14 protein-coding genes are annotated in these 17,056 nt (G+C 66.5%); 6 read left to right on the top strand and 8 right to left on the bottom strand.

What is annotated here, in order from left to right:
- Window positions 1–159: 159 nt before the first annotated feature.
- From ACQGNJ_RS11095 to ACQGNJ_RS11075, 5 genes are all read right to left on the bottom strand, one after another.
- The gene (locus ACQGNJ_RS11095) at window positions 160–837 is read right to left on the bottom strand and encodes a type 1 glutamine amidotransferase domain-containing protein (protein WP_426689300.1); all 678 of its coding nucleotides are present in this window, start codon (window positions 835–837) and stop codon (window positions 160–162) included.
- 320 nt (window positions 838–1,157) lie between these two features.
- Window positions 1,158–1,697 carry a DUF2058 domain-containing protein gene (locus ACQGNJ_RS11090; protein WP_426689299.1) on the bottom strand — a complete coding sequence of 180 codons (540 nt, stop codon included), beginning with the start codon at window positions 1,695–1,697 and terminating at the stop codon, window positions 1,158–1,160.
- A 94-nt stretch (window positions 1,698–1,791) separates the two neighbouring features.
- Window positions 1,792–2,703, bottom strand: coding sequence for a cation diffusion facilitator family transporter (locus tag ACQGNJ_RS11085; RefSeq protein WP_426689298.1), 912 nt, complete (start codon window positions 2,701–2,703; stop codon window positions 1,792–1,794).
- Window positions 2,704–2,774: 71 nt separating this feature from the next.
- Window positions 2,775–3,290, bottom strand: coding sequence for a Slp family lipoprotein (locus tag ACQGNJ_RS11080; RefSeq protein ID WP_426689297.1), 516 nt, complete (start codon window positions 3,288–3,290; stop codon window positions 2,775–2,777).
- A 39-nt stretch (window positions 3,291–3,329) separates the two neighbouring features.
- The gene (locus ACQGNJ_RS11075) at window positions 3,330–4,244 is read right to left on the bottom strand and encodes a 23S rRNA (adenine(2030)-N(6))-methyltransferase RlmJ (protein ID WP_426689296.1); all 915 of its coding nucleotides are present in this window, start codon (window positions 4,242–4,244) and stop codon (window positions 3,330–3,332) included.
- A 260-nt stretch (window positions 4,245–4,504) separates the two neighbouring features.
- Here ACQGNJ_RS11075 and ACQGNJ_RS11070 point away from each other — a divergent pair, with 260 nt between their 5' ends.
- From ACQGNJ_RS11070 to ACQGNJ_RS11050, 5 genes are all read left to right on the top strand, one after another.
- Window positions 4,505–4,753 carry a hypothetical protein gene (locus tag ACQGNJ_RS11070; RefSeq protein ID WP_426689295.1) on the top strand — a complete coding sequence of 83 codons (249 nt, stop codon included), beginning with the start codon at window positions 4,505–4,507 and terminating at the stop codon, window positions 4,751–4,753.
- Window positions 4,754–5,327: 574 nt separating this feature from the next.
- Window positions 5,328–7,103 carry a copper resistance system multicopper oxidase gene (locus ACQGNJ_RS11065; protein ID WP_426689294.1) on the top strand — a complete coding sequence of 592 codons (1,776 nt, stop codon included), beginning with the start codon at window positions 5,328–5,330 and terminating at the stop codon, window positions 7,101–7,103.
- Between the two features lie 293 nt (window positions 7,104–7,396).
- On the top strand, window positions 7,397–8,320 hold the full coding sequence (locus ACQGNJ_RS11060) for a copper resistance protein B (protein ID WP_426689293.1): 924 nt from the start codon (window positions 7,397–7,399) through the stop codon (window positions 8,318–8,320).
- A gap of 11 nt (window positions 8,321–8,331) precedes the next feature.
- Window positions 8,332–8,895, top strand: coding sequence for a c-type cytochrome (locus tag ACQGNJ_RS11055; protein WP_426689292.1), 564 nt, complete (start codon window positions 8,332–8,334; stop codon window positions 8,893–8,895).
- A gap of 356 nt (window positions 8,896–9,251) precedes the next feature.
- Window positions 9,252–12,200 carry a ligand-binding sensor domain-containing diguanylate cyclase gene (locus tag ACQGNJ_RS11050; protein ID WP_426689291.1) on the top strand — a complete coding sequence of 983 codons (2,949 nt, stop codon included), beginning with the start codon at window positions 9,252–9,254 and terminating at the stop codon, window positions 12,198–12,200.
- On the opposite strand, the gene ACQGNJ_RS11045 is transcribed toward ACQGNJ_RS11050, so the two are convergent.
- Window positions 12,194–12,835 (bottom strand): NAD(P)-dependent oxidoreductase, encoded by a 642-nt coding sequence (locus tag ACQGNJ_RS11045; RefSeq protein ID WP_426689290.1) that lies wholly within the window; start codon window positions 12,833–12,835, stop codon window positions 12,194–12,196. The two genes, ACQGNJ_RS11050 and ACQGNJ_RS11045, sit on opposite strands and share 7 nt — an antisense overlap.
- 133 nt (window positions 12,836–12,968) lie before the next feature.
- Here ACQGNJ_RS11045 and ACQGNJ_RS11040 point away from each other — a divergent pair, with 133 nt between their 5' ends.
- Window positions 12,969–13,862, top strand: a complete 894-nt coding sequence (locus ACQGNJ_RS11040; protein ID WP_426689289.1) for a LysR family transcriptional regulator — start codon at window positions 12,969–12,971, stop codon at window positions 13,860–13,862.
- 8 nt (window positions 13,863–13,870) lie between these two features.
- On the opposite strand, the gene ACQGNJ_RS11035 is transcribed toward ACQGNJ_RS11040, so the two are convergent.
- Window positions 13,871–14,800: a DMT family transporter gene (locus tag ACQGNJ_RS11035; protein ID WP_426689288.1), complete on the bottom strand. Its 930-nt coding sequence runs from the start codon at window positions 14,798–14,800 to the stop codon at window positions 13,871–13,873.
- An 81-nt stretch (window positions 14,801–14,881) separates the two neighbouring features.
- Window positions 14,882–17,017, bottom strand: a complete 2,136-nt coding sequence (locus ACQGNJ_RS11030) for an AsmA family protein (RefSeq protein WP_426689287.1) — start codon at window positions 17,015–17,017, stop codon at window positions 14,882–14,884.
- Window positions 17,018–17,056: the final 39 nt, after the last annotated feature.

The raw sequence follows: 17,056 nt of genomic DNA, 5'->3' as shown, positions 1-17,056 counted from the left end.
GTGCGGCGGGGGTGATTTTGCGCGAGTAGCCACGCCAGTTGGCCTCGGGCAGGGTGGGGGTGTTGGAGTTTCTGTTTGGCAACGGCTGGGACCTGCTGCAGCGGGGGGGTTCGTGGGGGCGCCTGTGCGGCCGCACGCGGCCGCAGTGGCGCCGATCGATCAGCCAAGCATCTTCAGCAGCGCCTGCGCTGCCGGGGCGGAGGAGGCCGGGTTCTGGCCGGTGATCAGCAGGCCGTCGGTCACCACATATGGCTGCCAGTCACCGGCCTTGCTGTAGCTGCCGCCGTTCTGTTTCAGCATGTCCTCGACCAGGAACGGTACCACCCGGGTCAGGCCAACCGCCTCTTCTTCGGTATTGGTGAAGCCGGTGACCGACTTGCCTTGCACCAGGGCGTTGCCATCGGCCGACTTCACATGGCGCAGCACGCCCGGCGCGTGGCATACCGCGGCCACCGGCTTGCCTGCCGCCACGGTGGCTTCGATCAGCGCGATCGATGAGGCGTCTTCGGCCAGGTCCCACAGCGGGCCGTGGCCGCCCGGATAGAACACGGCGTCGAAATCGGCGGCTTTCACGTCCTGCAGTTTGTGCGTGCTGGCCAGTACGACTTGCGCTGCCTGATCATCCTTGAAACGACGCGTCGCGTCGGTCTGCGCCGACGGATCATCGCTCTTGGGATCAAGCGGCGGCTGCCCGCCATGCGGCGAGGCCACGGTGATCTGCGCGCCAGCGTCCTTGAACACGTAGTAGGGCGCGGCGAATTCCTCCAGCCAGAAACCGGTCTTCTGTCCGGTCTGGCCAAGCTGGTCATGCGACGTGAGCACCATGAGAATTTTCATGCGGGTTCCCGATTGATTGGCAGGGGCGATGGCGGATGCAGGCCCCGTGATCAGCTGAGATGGGGATGGCAGACGCGCAGGCCAAGTGGTTCACGCCGCGCGGGTGCGTGTGCGTCGGGCCGGGAGCTCGCTTGCGCAGGGCGAGTGGCAAAGGCGTGCGCCGTGACGAATGTCCCGCGCGATCGATCACCGGGACCCAAGGCTGCGCTACCGTGCTGGCCCGGGATTGGAGTAGACGATTCGGCCGCCGGGTCCAGGTCCATCGCGCGCGGCAGGTCAGCTGATCGAGCGCCGCGATGTCCGCCAGCACGCGCCTGGCACTACCAGATCAAGTCATCCGGCACTTCGAACTGCCTGTAATACTCATCATCAGCGGCGTTGCCGCTGACGGTTTCGGTGCGGCCGTGGTCGAGCACGATCATCGTGGCGTCGCGCTCGACCACCTTGTCTGCAGCGACCCGCGGCAGCAATTCGTAGCCCTGGCCATGGCGCACGATCACCAGCGTGCCGCTGGCGAGCTGGGCACGCAGGGCTTCGTTCACCAGTACGTCGCGGATCCTGTCGTCGTCGGTGAAACGGTAGGGGATCTCGCCTTCGCGCTTGATCTTGTGGGCTTCGACGATCTGCTGGATCTGCGCCCGCGCCTCGTTGGCCCGCGCCAGCGCATTGCGCTCGGCCGCGATGGCGCGATCGCGCTCCGCCTTCTCCGCCTGCAGCCGGCGCGCCTCCATCTCTTCGGCGCTCGGTGCCGCCGGTCCCTTGCCCTTGTGCTTCTTCGCCTGCTCGCGCACGACTTGCGCGGCCTTGGCCTTGTTGACCAAGCCGGCCTTGAGCAGTTGTTCCTGCAGCGGATTGCGCATGGGGCGGGCTATTCGTTGTGCGTAGGGGACCAAGTTTAACGCAGGCGTCGGAAGCGCTGACGAAGGTGCCGGCATCGGTCTCGCGAGCCGTGGCTCAGTCCGCGTTGTCCGGTTCGAAAAAGCTCCATTTCACATCCTCGAACTCCGCCTTCATCGCCGCCTCGACGGTGTTGATCGCGTCGATCAGCGCGCGGTCGCTGGCGACCTGCCGCATGCGCGCCTTTACCGCGACCATCACGTCGGGGCCCATCTGCAGGGTGATCAGATTGAGCACTTCGGCGACTTCGGGGCGATTTTTCAGGAAGCTCATCAGCTCGTCGCGGCGGCGCGGCTCCATGCCCTGGCCGATCAGCAATGCCTTGACCTCGATCGCCACCAGCACGGCCACCACGATCAGCAGGGCGCCGATCGCAATGGTGCCGGCCGCGTCGAACATCAGGTTGCCGGTGAGCATGGTCAAGCCGATCGCCAGCGCGGCGAGGCACAGGCCGATCAGTGCGGCCAGGTCTTCGCCGAAAATCACCAGCAGTTCGCTGGAGCGGGTTTCGCGGAACCACGTCCACAGGTTCTGGTCGCCACGCGCCTTGTTCACTTCCTGCAGGCAGCCGCGCATCGAGATGCCTTCGACGACGATGCCGAACACCAGCACGCCCATCGCCAGCCACGGCCACTTCAGTGGCTCGGGATGCGTCAGTTTGTGCACGCCTTCGTAGACCGAGAACATGCCGCCCACGCTGAACAGCAGGATCGCCACGAGGAACGACCAGAAGTACAGCGCGCGGCCCCAGCCCAGCGGGTATTCGTCCGACGGTGGGCGTTTGGTCTGACGGATGCCCAGCAGCAGCAGGCCCTGGTTGCCGCAGTCGGCCAGCGAGTGCACCGCTTCGGCCATCATCGCGCCGGAGCCGGTGATCACGGCGGCGACGAGCTTGGCCACGAAGATGGCGAAGTTGGCACCCAGCGCGAGCAGGATGGCCTTGATCGGGTTGGCGGCGTGGCCGGACATGTGCGGCTCCTTCGACAATGGCCGTGAAGTTTAAGGCACCCGACGCCGGAATGATTCGCTGCAGGGTTGGCTCAGTGGATGCCGACGCCCACACCGAGGCCGAAGTGGACGTTGTTGCGGCCCTTGTTCATCTCCTCGGTGGTCCACACGTGCGACTGCGCCACGCTGACCAGCGGGAACACGTAGTCCGCCTCGCCGACCTTGCCGGCACGGCTGCCGCTGAGCTTGCCGTTGACCGTCATCAGTGCACCGGACGGATAATCCAGCGGCTCCACGTAGCCGGGCATCACCGCGACGAAGCGGCCATTGCCGCTGTCGTTGGCCTTCGGCCGCTGCGAGGCATCGAGCGGGTAGGCCAGCACTTCGATCTCGCTGTGGTCGGCAAAGACCTTGACCTGCACGATGCGGCCACCCCAGACCACTTGGTTGCCGGTGAACTTCTCCGGTGTCTGGGCGACCTGGAACGGCGCGGCCGTGACCGCGCCGGTGGTGGTCTTGTAGATCGGCGCAGGGGCGCAGGCCGCCAGCAACAACAGGGCGGCGGGCATGGCGAAGCGGGTCAGCAGGAAAGCGGGACGGATGCGCATGGACGTGCTCCTGAAGGAAGCGGGATGGACGCCCGGAGCTTAGCGGCGACCCGGCGGCCGCGGTAGTCGCGAGGCGGGCAGCGGGCTGGGTACGTTCAGCTGGCTGCCCGCTTCGTCCAGCAGCCATTCGAGTTTCACCTCAGCCGGGCGGTCTTGCGCCAGCAGGCTGGCCAGTGCGCGCAGCGGCTCGCGCAGCGTGTCGTCGAGGTTCCAGGGCGCGTTGAGAATGACCATGCCCGACCCGTTGAGGCGCAGCGGTGAATCGTCCGCATGCACCAGCAACTCGGCGCGCAGGATGCGCTTGACGCCGCTGTGCTGCAGCTTGCGCAGGAACGGCTGCACCTGGCTGCGCAGCTTGATCGGATACCACACGGCATAGATGCCGGTGGGCCAGCGCAGCAGGGCCGACTTCAGCGCCTGCTCGATCAGCTTGTACTCGGCTTCCTGCGCTTCGTACGGCGGGTCGATCAGCACCAGTCCGCGCTTCTCCTTCGGTGGCAGCAGCGCCTTCAGCGCTTCGTAGCCATCGCGCTGGTGCACATGCACCTGCGGGTTGCCGCGGAACAGGTCGCGCAGCTTGGAGGCTTCCTCGGTGTGCAGTTCGCACAACTGGGCGCTGTCGTCCGGGCGCAGCAGCCGGGCCACCTGCAACGGCGAGCCGGGATACTGCTTCAGCCCCTGCTCGTTGCCTTCGCCGCCGAGGATGCTTGCACGCCAGCGCTGCAGCAGCGGCGGCACCTTTTCGGCCGGGTGCAGGCGTGTGATGCCGTCCTTGTGCTCGCCGGTCTTCTTCGCCTCGAAACCATCCAGCGGATAGTTGCCGCTGCCGGCGTGGGTGTCGATGTAGCAGAACGGCGCGGGCTTGGTCTGCATCGCCTCGATCAGGGCGAACAGCACGGTGTGTTTCAGGACATCGGCGAAATTGCCGGCGTGATAGGCGTGGCGATAATTCATGGCGGTCACGGCGGGCGGGGTGGTCAGTATAGATGCGCCGGTGCTCCGCTTCCGGCGCCGTATCACACAGCCATAACCTTTCCTGTACATCTGACGGCGCAGGGTCGCGCTGTTGCGCAGCTGCAACCGGTCAGGCATTCGCCCGACTGTCCCTCAAGCGGAGCACCGTCATGAAGTTTTCGCCGAAAATCATCGCTGCAACGGCTGCACTGGGCTTGTGCATGGCTGCCGCTACCGTGACAGCACAGGATACAGGCGGCATGAAGCCCGCGCCGGCTTCCAGCAGCATGGGCCACATGGACATGGGCATGATGCACAAGATGCATCACCCCAGGAACGGCAGCATGCACAAGATGGCGGCCTCGGTGACCTCGGTCGACGCCAAGACCGGGATGGTTGGTGTGGATGCTGGCGGGATGGCATTGACCGTGCATTTTCCGCCCAAGTCGATGACGAATCTCGAAGTCGGCGACAAGATCACCCTGCATATGGGCTTCACCAAGCCGTGAGGCAGCTGAACCCTCGTCCAGAGTTGAGGGTGTCCGGTCCGCACCGGTAAGCTCGCCGGATGGTCTTCTCGCTACGGCTGCTCGCGCGTTCACCTCGTCTTCGGACGATGGGCGTGCTGGCGTGGGTGATGCTTGCCTTCAACGCATTGGCCGCTGCACCGATGGGCACGACGGGAATGGCACCTTTCCACCCCGTCCAGACAGCGGTAGCGGCGGCTGGTGCGCGCTGTCACCACGACATGGCGGTCAAGCAACCTCCGCCGTCTTGTTGTCCCCAGGTCGGTTGCCACGGTGGCATGACTGAAGGCAGCTGCCATTGCGCAGCGGTGTGCAGTGCCACGCTGCCCGCCGCAACGGCCGTGGTTCCGGCGCCGTCCGCGATCAGCGTCAGCTATGCACCGCCGCCGCCGCGCAGCGCGCCCTTCGTGCATGGCTCCCCTCCGTTGCGGCCACCAGCGGTCTGACTCTCCCTGGTTCCTGATCGGGGCCTGCCCGTCGTGGTCGCGTGTCGACCACCGGCAGCCGGCCTTTTGTCGGTGTCCACACGGATATCGCTTGCCTCTGGAGAGTATTGATGTCTTCCTCATCACGATTCGTGATTGACCCGTCGCGGCGGCGCTTCGTCCAGGGCCTGGCCTTGGGGGGTGTGGCTGCTGCCGGCATGGGCTTGCCGCTCGGGCCGGGCGCGTGGGCGGCAGGCCGTGCGGACGCGTTGACCGGTGTCCACCACCCCAACGTGCTCAGCGGCACCGATTTCGCGCTGGAGATTGGCGAAACCCCGATGAACTTCACCGGGGTGCGGCGCTTGGCGACGACCGTCAACGACGGTCTACCCGGCCCCGTGCTGCGCTGGAAAGAGGGCAGCAGCGTCACCTTGCGTGTCACCAACCGGTTGCGCGTGCCGAGCTCGATCCACTGGCACGGCATCCTGCTGCCCTTCCAGCAGGATGGCGTGCCAGGCATCAGCTTTGACGGCATCGCGCCGGGTGAGACCTTTGTCTATCGCTTCCCGGTGCGCCAGTCCGGCACCTACTGGTATCACTCACACAGCGGTTTCCAGGAGCAGACCGGCCTGTATGGCCCGATCGTGATCGAGCCGGCCGGGCCGGAACGCTATCCCAGTGATCGCGATTACGTGGTGATGCTCAACGACTGGAGCGACGACGACCCCAAGCACATTTTCGCCACGCTGAAACGGCGAAGCGACTACTACAACTTTACCCAGCCGACCGCGCCGGAGTTCTTCCACGATGTGCGCGAGATGGGCTTGAAAGAGGCGCTGGCGAAACGGCGCATGTGGAACCGGATGCGGATGAGCCCCGGCGACCTCAGTGATGTCAGCGGTGCCACTTATACCTACCTGATGAATGGCAACGCGCCGGCCGGCAACTGGACCGGACTGTTCCGCCCGGGCGAGAAAATCCGCCTGCGCTTCATCAACGGTTCGGCGATGACGTACTTCGACGTGCGCATTCCCGGCCTGAAGATGACTGTGATCGCTGCCGACGGGCAGGATGTCCAGCCGGTGGCGGTGGACGAATTCCGTATCGGCGTGGCGGAGGTCTACGACGTGCTGGTCGAGCCGCAGGAGGACCGCGCCTTCACCGTGTTTGCCCAGTCGATCGATCGTACCGGCTACGCGCGCGGCACGCTGGCGCCGCGTGATGGCATGCAGGCCGAGGTTCCCGCGATGGATCACCGCCAGCGTCTGGCGATGACTGACATGATGGGTGCGATGACCATGGGCGCCGCGTCCGGCGTGCATGGCGGCATGCAGGGCATGGATCACGCGACCATGAAACATGGCGAAATGAGCGACGACACGATGACCAAGGTGCGCCATGCGCGCACCGAATACGGCGCCGGCGTGGACATGCGGGTCGACATGCCGCGCAGCAATCTCGACGATCCGGGCGTGGGACTGCGCGACAATGGACGCCGAGTGCTGAGCTATGCCGACCTTCACACGATAGGTGGCCCGATCGATAACCGCGAGCCATCGCGCGAGATCGAGCTGCACCTGACCGGCAACATGGAACGCTACATGTGGTCGTTCGACGGGGTGAAGTTTGCCGATGCGAAGCCGGTGCACTTCAGGCACGGCGAGCGGCTGCGCATCGTGCTGGTCAACGACACCATGATGAATCACCCGATCCACCTGCACGGCATGTGGAGCGAGCTGGAAAATCCGCAGGGTGCGTTCCAGCTGCGCAAGCATACGGTCACGGTGCAGCCGGCACAGCGCGTCAGCTACGCGGTGACCGCGGACGCGCCGGGGCGCTGGGCCTATCACTGCCACATGCTGTATCACATGGACGCGGGCATGATGCGCGAAGTGGTGGTGTCATGAGCGTGTCGACCCGGCTCCTTCGAGCACGCATTCGGCGTGTCGCCGTGGCCGCGACCATGCTGGCGATGTGGCCATTCGCGTGCCTCGCGCAAAGTGCTCCGGCTGTATCGGGCACGTCCATGTCGATGGACATGGGGGCGATGCCGGGCATGGATCACGGCAGCATGCCCGCAGCTGCAACGACGGTGGCGACGCCTGCAGCAGCTGCTGCCAGTGTCAAGCATCAGGCGGGCCACCACCCAACTGCTCCGATCAAGCCGGCCGCTCACATGCATGGCATGGATCGCGCGGGCATGCCTTCCGGATCGATTCCCGCCTTGCAGAGGCCGGCGCGCACGGCCAGTGCCGCGGCGGAGCCGGCAACGATGCCCGCGGTGGACGATCATGCCACGATGCCCGGCATGGATCATGCGGGCATGGATCACGCGCCGATGACCGGCATGACCGAAGCTGCGCCGCCGAGGCGTGACTCGATGTCCGACATGGACATGCGGGCGATGCAAGGCGGCAGCCCGCCAGCGGATGCGCGCAGCCCGGACTATTCCGGCGGCGTGGCGTATGGGCCGATGACGCCACACATGCACGGCGAGGGCGCCACAGGCATGCTGCTGCTGGATCAACTCGAAGCGGTTCACGGCCGCAGCGGCAACGCGCAGGCGTGGGAGGTCCAGGCTTGGTACGGCCGCGACGAGGACAAGCTGTGGCTGCGCAGCGAGGGCGAAGTTGGCAAGGGCAAGGTCGAGGAGGGTGACGTCGAAGCCTTGTGGAACCGCGCCATCGCCGCCCATTGGGGCAGCCAGCTTGGTGTCCGTCACGATTTCGGTGCCGGCCCGGCCCGCGACTGGGTGGCGTTGGGCGTGCAGGGGCTTGCACCCTACTGGTTCGAGCTGGAAGCGACCGGTTACGTCGGCTCCTCCGGCCGTACCGCGGCACGCTTCCGGGCCGACTACGAGGTGCCGTTCACGCAGCGGCTGATCCTGCAGCCGGAGCTGGAATTCAACCTGTACGGCAAGGACGATCCGGCGCGTGGCATCGGCAGCGGCCTGTCCGATGTGCAGTTCGGCCTGCGCCTGCGCTACGAGGTCCGGCGCCAGTTCGCACCCTACGCGGGCATCAACTGGGTGCGTCGCGTCGGTACCAGCGCAGACTACGCGCGTGCCGACGGGCAACCCGTATTCGACCAGCAGTTCGTTGCCGGTTTCCGCATCTGGTTCTGAGGAGATACGCCATGAAACAGCAAATCCGGCATCACGGCATCACGGTGGCCATCGTTCTGGGCGTGTTGGCTCTCGGCGCGGGGGCCTTCGTCTATTCCGGCACTTACAACATCGGCGCCGACGATCACCACAGCAAAGCGGTGTCCGTGGTGCTGCAGACTCTGCGCGATCGCTCGATACATGTCCGCTCGGAAAATATCGTGGTGCCGAATCTCGAGGATCCGCAGCTGATCCTCAAGGGCGCCGGCCAGTACGCGGCGATGTGCACGCAGTGCCATCTCAAGCCCGGCATGAAGGACTCGGAAATCCGCCCGGGGCTGTATCCGCAGCCGCCGGACCTGGCGCAGCTGCGCGTCGATCCGAAGGATGCATTCTGGGTGATCAAGCACGGCATCAAGATGAGCGCGATGCCGGCGTGGGGCTTCAGCCACGACGACCCCACGATCTGGAGCATGGTCGCCTTCCTGCAGAAACTGCCCGGCATGACGCCCGAACAGTACAAGGACATCGTGGCCAGGGCGCCGCCGGACGACGACATGGACATGGATGGTGCACAGCCGCCCGCACGGCGGTGACCGCGCCAGGCACGCACAGGTGACGCCGGACTGACCTGCCGGCGCGAGGCCCCTGCCATGGCGATAGCGTCGACCGTTTCCCGCTGCCGTTCCGGGCGAAGCATGGCGTGCCGCAGGGAATGCGCTTGACGGCAAGCCAGTGCGAACTCCGTTGCATGGCTGGTTGCGTCCTCGTCACTGGTCGGATCGTGGGCAGGGACCGCGCAGGCGCGGGCGGTGCGCGTGACCCGATCCAGCGTGTCGACCCATGCCCGCGTGTTGACGTATAACGATGCAAGTGCCGCGCATGGCAAGGGGCGTGTCGGCAGCATGAGCAAGCAGGCTTCGACCGGACAAGACGGAGAGGGGCTTCATTGATGTTGAGCAAGAGCCAGGCGCTGCTGCTGACGGCCGTGGTGCTGGTGCTGACCTCGCTGTCTGCGTCGGCGCAGCAGTATTCGCTGACCACCTACGACCGCAAGTCGGGCCTGGAAAGCCAGGTCATCAATGTGCTGCTGCAGGACCGGCGTGGCTTTGTCTGGGCCGGCACCGAGATGGGCCTGTACCGCTTCGACGGTGGCAACTTCGAGCGCATGGGACTCGCGCAGGGCTTCAACCAGGGCGAGTACGTCACCGCGATGGCGCAGAACCCGCGCAGTGGCCGCCTGTGGGTGGCCACCCAGTCGGGGTTGCGCGTCGGCGATGGGCTGCGCTTCCGCGAGGTGACACCGGCGGGAAAGCCGCTGGTGGTCGACGTGGGCCGCCAGATGCTGGCGCTGGACGATGGCCGGCTGCTGATCGTGAAGAACGACCGCCTGCTGCAGCTTTCCGGCGACGGCGCGCGGCAGCCCTGGCAAGTGCGACCGCTGTTCGACGATGCGCAACTGGCGCGCGTGCCGCAGTTGCGCAAGGTCACCGTGGTGCTGTCGGCGGCCGACCGTCTGTGGATCGGCTGCGACGGTGCGCTGTGCAGCGTCGATGCCAACGGCAAGGTGCTGGTGCACGGGAGTGCCGAGGGCGTGCCGGCCGACGCCTGGACCGGCCTGCTGCTGGATCGGCAGGGAACCTTGTGGTTGCGCGGCGTGCATCACGTACTGGCCTTGCCGCCCGGCGCGACGCGTTTCGTTGCGCGCGACCTGCCGGCGGGTGACATGGGTGTGGTCAGCGACAATGAAGTCCTCGTCGAGGACGCGCGCGGGCGCGTGCTGACGCCGACCAATCGTGGCCTGGCGCGCTGGGATGGTACCGGCTGGACGTCGATGGACAGCAGCAACGGCTTGCCCGACATCGAGCTCACCGCCTTGCTGTTCGATACCCATGGCACCCTGTGGCTGGGCACCTACGGGCGAGGCATCTCGCGCTGGAATGGTTACGGCCTGGTCGAGGGCTGGGGTCGCGGCCAGGGCTTTGAAAGCGTGCCCAACTGGTCGATCCTGCGCTTCGACGCGACGCACCTGTGGTTCGCCAACGAACTGGGCGGCAGCGTGCTGACGGATGGCGAGACCCGGCTGCGCTCATGGCCACTCCAGTTCACGCCGGCACCGCGGCAGATCCTGAGCATTGCCAAGGCCGCCGACGGCGCGATCTGGGCCGGCTTGTACGACCATCGCGTGCTGCGCTACGACCCGGCCAGCGGACGCACCGCGCTGGCGGCGCAATTGCCCGCGTTCGTGAAGTACCTGCATTTCGATCGGGAGGGTCGCTTGTGGATCGCCACGGTCAACGGGATTTACCGCATCGATCGCGCTGGCGCCCCGCCCGAGCGCATCCCGGCGGCGGCAACCACCGACCTGCAGTGTTCGGACATTGTCGACGGCGCGGATGGCAGCTTGTGGTTTGCCTGCAACAGCGGCGTGCTGCATTACGCCAACGGGCAGTGGACGCGGATGCTGACGGCGAACGCGTCGATCGCTTCGGGCTTCAGCGCCATCGCGGTGGACAGGGATGGCAGCCTGTGGCTGGGCGCCAACGAGCCGGGGCTGTTTCACGCGGCGGTGCATGGCGATCAGCTGGCACTCTCCCGCGTGGTGGACAACTGGCTGGACAACACGCTGGTCTACTTCGTCCGGTGCGATCATCGCGGCTGGATCTGGGTGGGCGGTGGTGGCGGCGTGGACGTGTTCGACGGCAAGCGCTGGGCGCACCTGTCGCAGGCCGATGGCTTGCTGTGGGACGAGACCAGCCAGAACGGCTTCTTCGAGGATCCCGACGGCTCGGTGTGGCTCGCCACGGCGATCGGCGCCAGCCACATCCTCAATCCGCAAGCCATGCTGGCCAGCGATCCCGGCAAGGTCCTGATCACCTCGGTGATGCACGGCAGCGAGCCTGTCAACCCGGGGGACAGCGTGCGTCTGGGTGGCCAGTCGGCTGCGCTGACCGTGCGTTACGCGCTGCTGGGCCTGGCTTCCGGCGGCAGTCCGCGCTATCACTATCGCCTGCAGGACTCCGGCTGGATCGAAACCGCCGCGAACGTGATCAACCTCACCGGCCTGCCGTCGGGTGACTACCGCCTGGAAGTCCAGGCGATCGATGACGACCATCGTACCGTCTCCGCGTCGGCGCATTTCGATTTCCGTATTCCGCCGCCATGGTGGCTGACCCGGTGGGCCGGCCTGTTGCTGGTGTTGCTGCTGATCCTGCTGGTGGGGTTCAGCTGGCGCTGGCGTTCGCGTCGGCTGCGCCGGCAGAACCGCCGTCTGGAAGCGATGGTTGCCGGACGCACGGTTGAACTCACCGAGGAAAAGCGCGAGCTGGAGCTGGCCCGCGCCGAGCTCTATCACCAGGCCACGCACGACAGCCTGACCGGACTGCACAATCGCCCGGCCATCCTCGAACAGTTGGAAGCGCTGCTGGAACCGGGCCAGCGTCCGCAGCCCGGTCTGGCCGTGGGGCTGATCGACGCCGACCATTTCAAGCGCATCAACGACACCCTCGGCCATCAGGCCGGCGACGCTGCGCTGCTGGCGATCGCGCGTTGTCTGCAAGCGCATGTGCGTGAGGGCGACCGGCTCGGGCGCTATGGCGGCGAGGAAATCCTGCTGTTGCTGCCGGGCATTGCCCGCGCTGATGCCGAGCAGCGCACGCGCGACATCCAGAGTGCGGTGAGCGCGATGTCGCATCAGTGGAACGGACATGCCTTTGCCGTGAGCCTGAGCATCGGCATGGTGTGGATCGGGAGCGAGGCCGCCTCGGTCGAGGATCTCATCCGTCGCGCCGATGCGGCGCTTTACCAGGCCAAGAGCGGTGGCCGCGACCGTGTCGTGGTCGAGCCGCCCGGCGCCGGCGCGGCCCGCTTCGCCCAGGTCCCGGCCGGCAAGCTTCAGTAGGCGACGCTGACGCGCTGGCGCAACGCATCGTGCTTTTCGATGCGGTCCAGCACGGCTGCCGCGTAATCGGCGACCGTGATGCGACTCACGCCGTCCGCATCGGCCAGCAGCTGATCACGGCCGAGGCGATAGCTGCCGCGGCGTTCGCCGTCCTCGATCAGTGCGGCGGGGCTGACATAGGTCCAGTCCACCTCGGCCCTGCTGGTGCGAAAGATCTCCAATGCCTTGCCCTGGGCTTCGGCCTCCGGCTTCCAGGCGTCCGGGAAGTCCGGATCGTCGAGCACCCTCACGCCGGGCGCGGTCTCCAGCGAGCCGGCGCCACCGACCCAGAGCAGGCGCTTCACGCCTGCTTCGGGCAGGCTGTCCAGCAATACGCGCGCGTTGGCCGGCAGGCTGTCGTTGTTGCCATCGCGACGGGCCGACAGGCTGGCCACCACGGCATCCGCGCCACGTACCGCGTCGAGCCAGCCGGCGGGTTGTGCCACGTCGCCAGTCACCACGCGCAAGCTGTCGCTGCGCCGGGTCAGTCGTGCGGGGTCGCGCACGATCGCGGTGACCTCATGGCCGCGCAGCAGCGCTTCTTCGAGGATGCCGTGACCAAGGTGACCGGTAGCGCCAAACAGTACGATTTTCATGCAGAGCTCCATGGGGAAGGTGCCGCGCGATCGCTCGCAAGCGGCTGGTGGGAGCAAGCATGCGCGGGGTCATTGGTTTGATAAACAGGCCAATGCATAATTCACTGTAAATCCATAGTTGACAGTGTCCTGCATGCCCAACGACGTCAATCTCAATCGGCTCGCCGTCTTCGTGGCGCTGGTGCGCGCCGGGTCGTTCACGGCGGCGGCGGAACAGCTGGGGCTGACCAAGGCGATGGTCAGCCAGCACCTCGCGCGGCTGGAACGCGAGCTGGGCGTCACCTTGCTGGTGCGTACTACGCGGCGCATGTCGCTGACCGAGGCCGGCACGCACTTCCACGCCGATTGCATGCGTATTCTCGCCGATGCCGAGGCGGCGATCGCGCGGGTTGGCGGCAACCGCGATACCGTCACCGGCACGCTGCGCCTTGCCACGTCCACCGATTACGGCATGGCGGTGGTGGCTCCGGCGCTGGCGGGTTTCTGCCAGATGCATCCGCAACTGCAGGCCGATCTGGTGATCGACGACCGCATCAGCGACCTGATCGCCGAACGCTTCGACCTGGCGATACGCGTGGGATGGCTGCGCGACTCCAGCATGCATGCCGCGCGGCTGGGCAGTTTCCGTCAGCTGGTAGTGGCCGCGCCGGCGTATCTGTCGCTGCACCGCGCGCCGCGTCGACCAGAGGACCTGGCCGATCACGGCTGGATCGCGATGTCACTGTTGGCAACGCCACTGCGCTGGACCTTCGTCAGCAGCGGCAAGCGACACGTCGTCCGCGTGCGGCAGGTCGCGCAGGCCAACAATGCCGCGGCGGTGAGGGCGATGGTGCTGGCCGGCGCCGGCGTGGGCGTGCTGCCGGACTACCTGGTCGAGGAAGATCTCCGCAGCGGTCGGCTGGTGGTTCTGCTGGCGCAGTATCGCTTGCCCGAGGGCGGCATCCATGCGGTCTATCCCGGCAAGCAGGCGCCGGCGAAAGTGCGCCGATTCATCGACCATCTGCGCGAGCACCTGGCACGCAACTGAGCCAGGTGTCAGTCGACGATGCCGTGGCTCTCGGAGGTGCCCAGCAGCTCGGGCTGTCCGGGAGCACGTTGGCGACGATGCAGCAGCGGGTGCACGAATACGGCTGCCAGGATCACCGTCACGCCGGCGTAGAACCAGCGGTCGAGCTGATGCTGCTCACCGAGCAGCACGACCGCCAGGATGATCGCGTAGACCGGTTCCAGATTGGTCACCATCTGGGTGCCGAAGGCACTCATGTGACGCAACGCGACCAGCGCCAGCGCGAACGGCAGCAGGGTGCAGCCGAACGACAACGCCAGCAGCAGCCAGGTGTCGTGCAGGTCCGGCAGCACGAACGCCGGCCCGACATGTGGCAACAGCGGCGCGAGCAGGCTGAGGAACACGGTGCCGGTGCCCAGTTCGATGAAGGTCACCGTGAGCGGATCGCCGTGCTCCACCAGCCGCTTGTTGAGCGAGCCGAAGAACGCCACGAACAGCGCCGACAGCACCCCCACCGCGATGCCCAGCCGCATGTCGTGCGGTACCCCGCCAACCACCATCACCACTCCCGGGATCACCGCCACACCGATCAGCAGTTCGCGCGGATCGAATTTCCTTTTCGCGATCCACGGTTCGATGAAAGCCAGGAAGACCGGGCCCAGCGCGATGCAGGTGGCGCCAACCGAGGCGTTCGACAGCTTGATCGCCGCGTAGAAACTGAGCCAATGCAGCGACACCAGCACGCCGATGCCGGCATACGCCCAGATCAGCCGCGCCGGCATGGCGCGCAGCCCGCGCCAGACTCGCGGCACCAGCAGCAAGGCAACGGTGACCAGCGCCATGCGCCACAACACCAGCGGCAGCGCGGGCAGGGTGATCAGCTTGCCGAGGATCGCGGTGAAGCCCCACAGCAACACGCAGAAATGGATCTGCAGGCGGGCCTGGCTGACGGGTTGCATGGAGGGCATCGCGCGGGGAGATGGCCCATTCTAGCGCCGCACATGGCCCGTCACCGCCGCAGCCCGCCCGCGAACGGGCGGCTACCGGGACTTCCGTTTGCTGGTCGCGGGCATCATTTTCCCGGACTGGCGTAGCTGCTGCAGCACGGTGCGGCAGGTGTTCTCGTCCTTGTCCTCGTGGCTGGGCGCCACCAGCGCGAGCAGGGCGACCGCCGGCGCGGCCACGATGCTGAGCGCCACCGCGCCGGCGCCGCGTGCAATCAGCGGGCCGGGGTGCACGCCGACGTTCGGATTCTTCAACGTGCCATTGATGTACAGCGGCGAGCGCAGCGAGAACACGCGGAAGCCCTTGGTGTGCGGTGTCACGTCGAGATCGAGCTTCTCGCTGGCGAGGTTCACCGTGCCGGTGACGTTGATCACCGCATCGTCGGTGTCGAACACGAACAGGCGCATGTCGAACACGCCGTTGGTGGCGGTCATGTCGCTGGCTGCGCAGTTGATCTGCACGGTCTTGTCGCCGAACAGCTTGCCGATCACGATGTTGCCGACGTTGAGGCCGGCCGTTTCCAGCAGGGTCTTGCTGATCGCGCCGTCATTCATCAACAGCTTCAGCTCGCCATTGGCGCTGCCCAGCAGCGCGGCGACGGAATTGCCGGTGGCGTTGAGCTCGGCGTCGCCGTTGATCTCGCCGAAGCTGGTATGCATCGGCTCGAAGGTGGGGAACAGCTGTTTCAGCTTGAGGTGGCGCGCGCTGAGCTTGAGCAAACCGTGCATCGGCGTGCGGCTGCCGTCCAGCGTGATGTTGCTGCGCACCTGGCCGCCGGCGACGCCGAAACTCAGCGGGTCGAGGTAGAGCGCGCCGTTGCTCATCACCAGATGCGTGCTCAGCGAATCGATCGGCAGCGCTTCGCCGTGCAGGATGCGTTCGCCGGTGAAGTTCACGTCGGCATCCATGGTCTGCCAGCGCGCGGTGCGGAACGGCGCTGCCGGCAGCAGCTTGTCGGCCGGCTGCGCGGTGCCGTTGCCGGATTTGGCGGTAGCCGAATCGCCCCCGATCAACGGCGCGAGATCGGCAAACTGGAGCAGTTTCGAGTGCAGGTCGCCGCTCAGCTTCGGCCGTTCGCCGCCGGTGACGAACAGCAAGTTGCCGGAAAGGTCGCTGCCGCCGACCCGGCCGCGAAAGTTCTGGTAGTGGTAGCGGCTGCCCTTGTGGTGCAGTTCGGCGGTGAGGTGGCCTTCGGTGGCATACGGCGGGGTGTCGGGCAGGGTGATGCCGGTGAGCGGATACAGCTTGGCCATGCTGGGGCCGGAAAGCCACAGTTGCACGTCCAGCGCGCCAAGATGCAGCGGATCGGTCAGCGTGCCGACCAGCGCAATGCGGGTGTCGCCGAGGTTGACGTCCGCCTGCAGCGGGAACGGTCGATCGGTGTCCTGCAGCGCCAGCACGGCACCGGTCTTGCCATGGCCCTTGAGCGCGCTGCCCTGGTAGCTGCCTTCGGCGGTCCAGCCGAACTGGTAGGTGATCGCTGCTTGCCGCTGGTCGCTCTTGGCGGGGGCGCTGGCTGTTTCCGCCGGCAATGCCTTGCCGGTGGTCTTGCCCGCCTGCTCGCGGGCGTCCGCGGTTTGCTGCGCCACGATCTGGTCATAGGGAATGGCGTTCTGCAGGGGTTCGACAGTCGCCTTGAGTTTGGTGCGGCTCGGCGCGTCGTTCAGCGTGACCAGCCCCCGATCGAAACCGACCGTGCCGACGTCAAGAGTCCAGCTCGACCGCCGCTCGCCTTGCGGAAAGCTGAAATCCCAGCTGGCCCGACCCTGCGTGTCGCGTTCCAGGTCGACGCTGGGCTGTACCAGCTGCAGCGAGGGCACTTCGATGCGATGCGCCAGCAAGGGCAAGGGCGACAGCCGGAAGCGCAGCGCCTGCAACGTGGCGAACTGCGGCTGCTGCGACCACGCGGGGTTGGCGATGCTGATTTCGCGTGCGGTGAACTCCGGCCACGGCAGCAGCGAGGCCAGCCAGCTGCCATCGCGGTCGCGCTGCCAGTCGACGGTGAGATCGCCGTTGATCGTGAACGGACGTCCGATCGCCTGGCTCACCCTGTCGCTGATGAAGGGCCGCATCCGGTTCCAGTCGAAGGTGGCGATCACCACCACCAGGAGCAGGATCAGCGCAAGCACGACTCCCACGATCCATGCGAGGACTTTGCGGCTGCGCTTCATGCTGGGCTCCTGTCACGGTTCGCGATGTCCATGCATAAC

The organism is Rhodanobacter ginsengiterrae, assembly GCF_050026815.1.
GTDB lineage: Bacteria > Pseudomonadota > Gammaproteobacteria > Xanthomonadales > Rhodanobacteraceae > Rhodanobacter > Rhodanobacter ginsengiterrae.
This window is presented reverse-complemented; position numbering and strand designations above follow the sequence as displayed.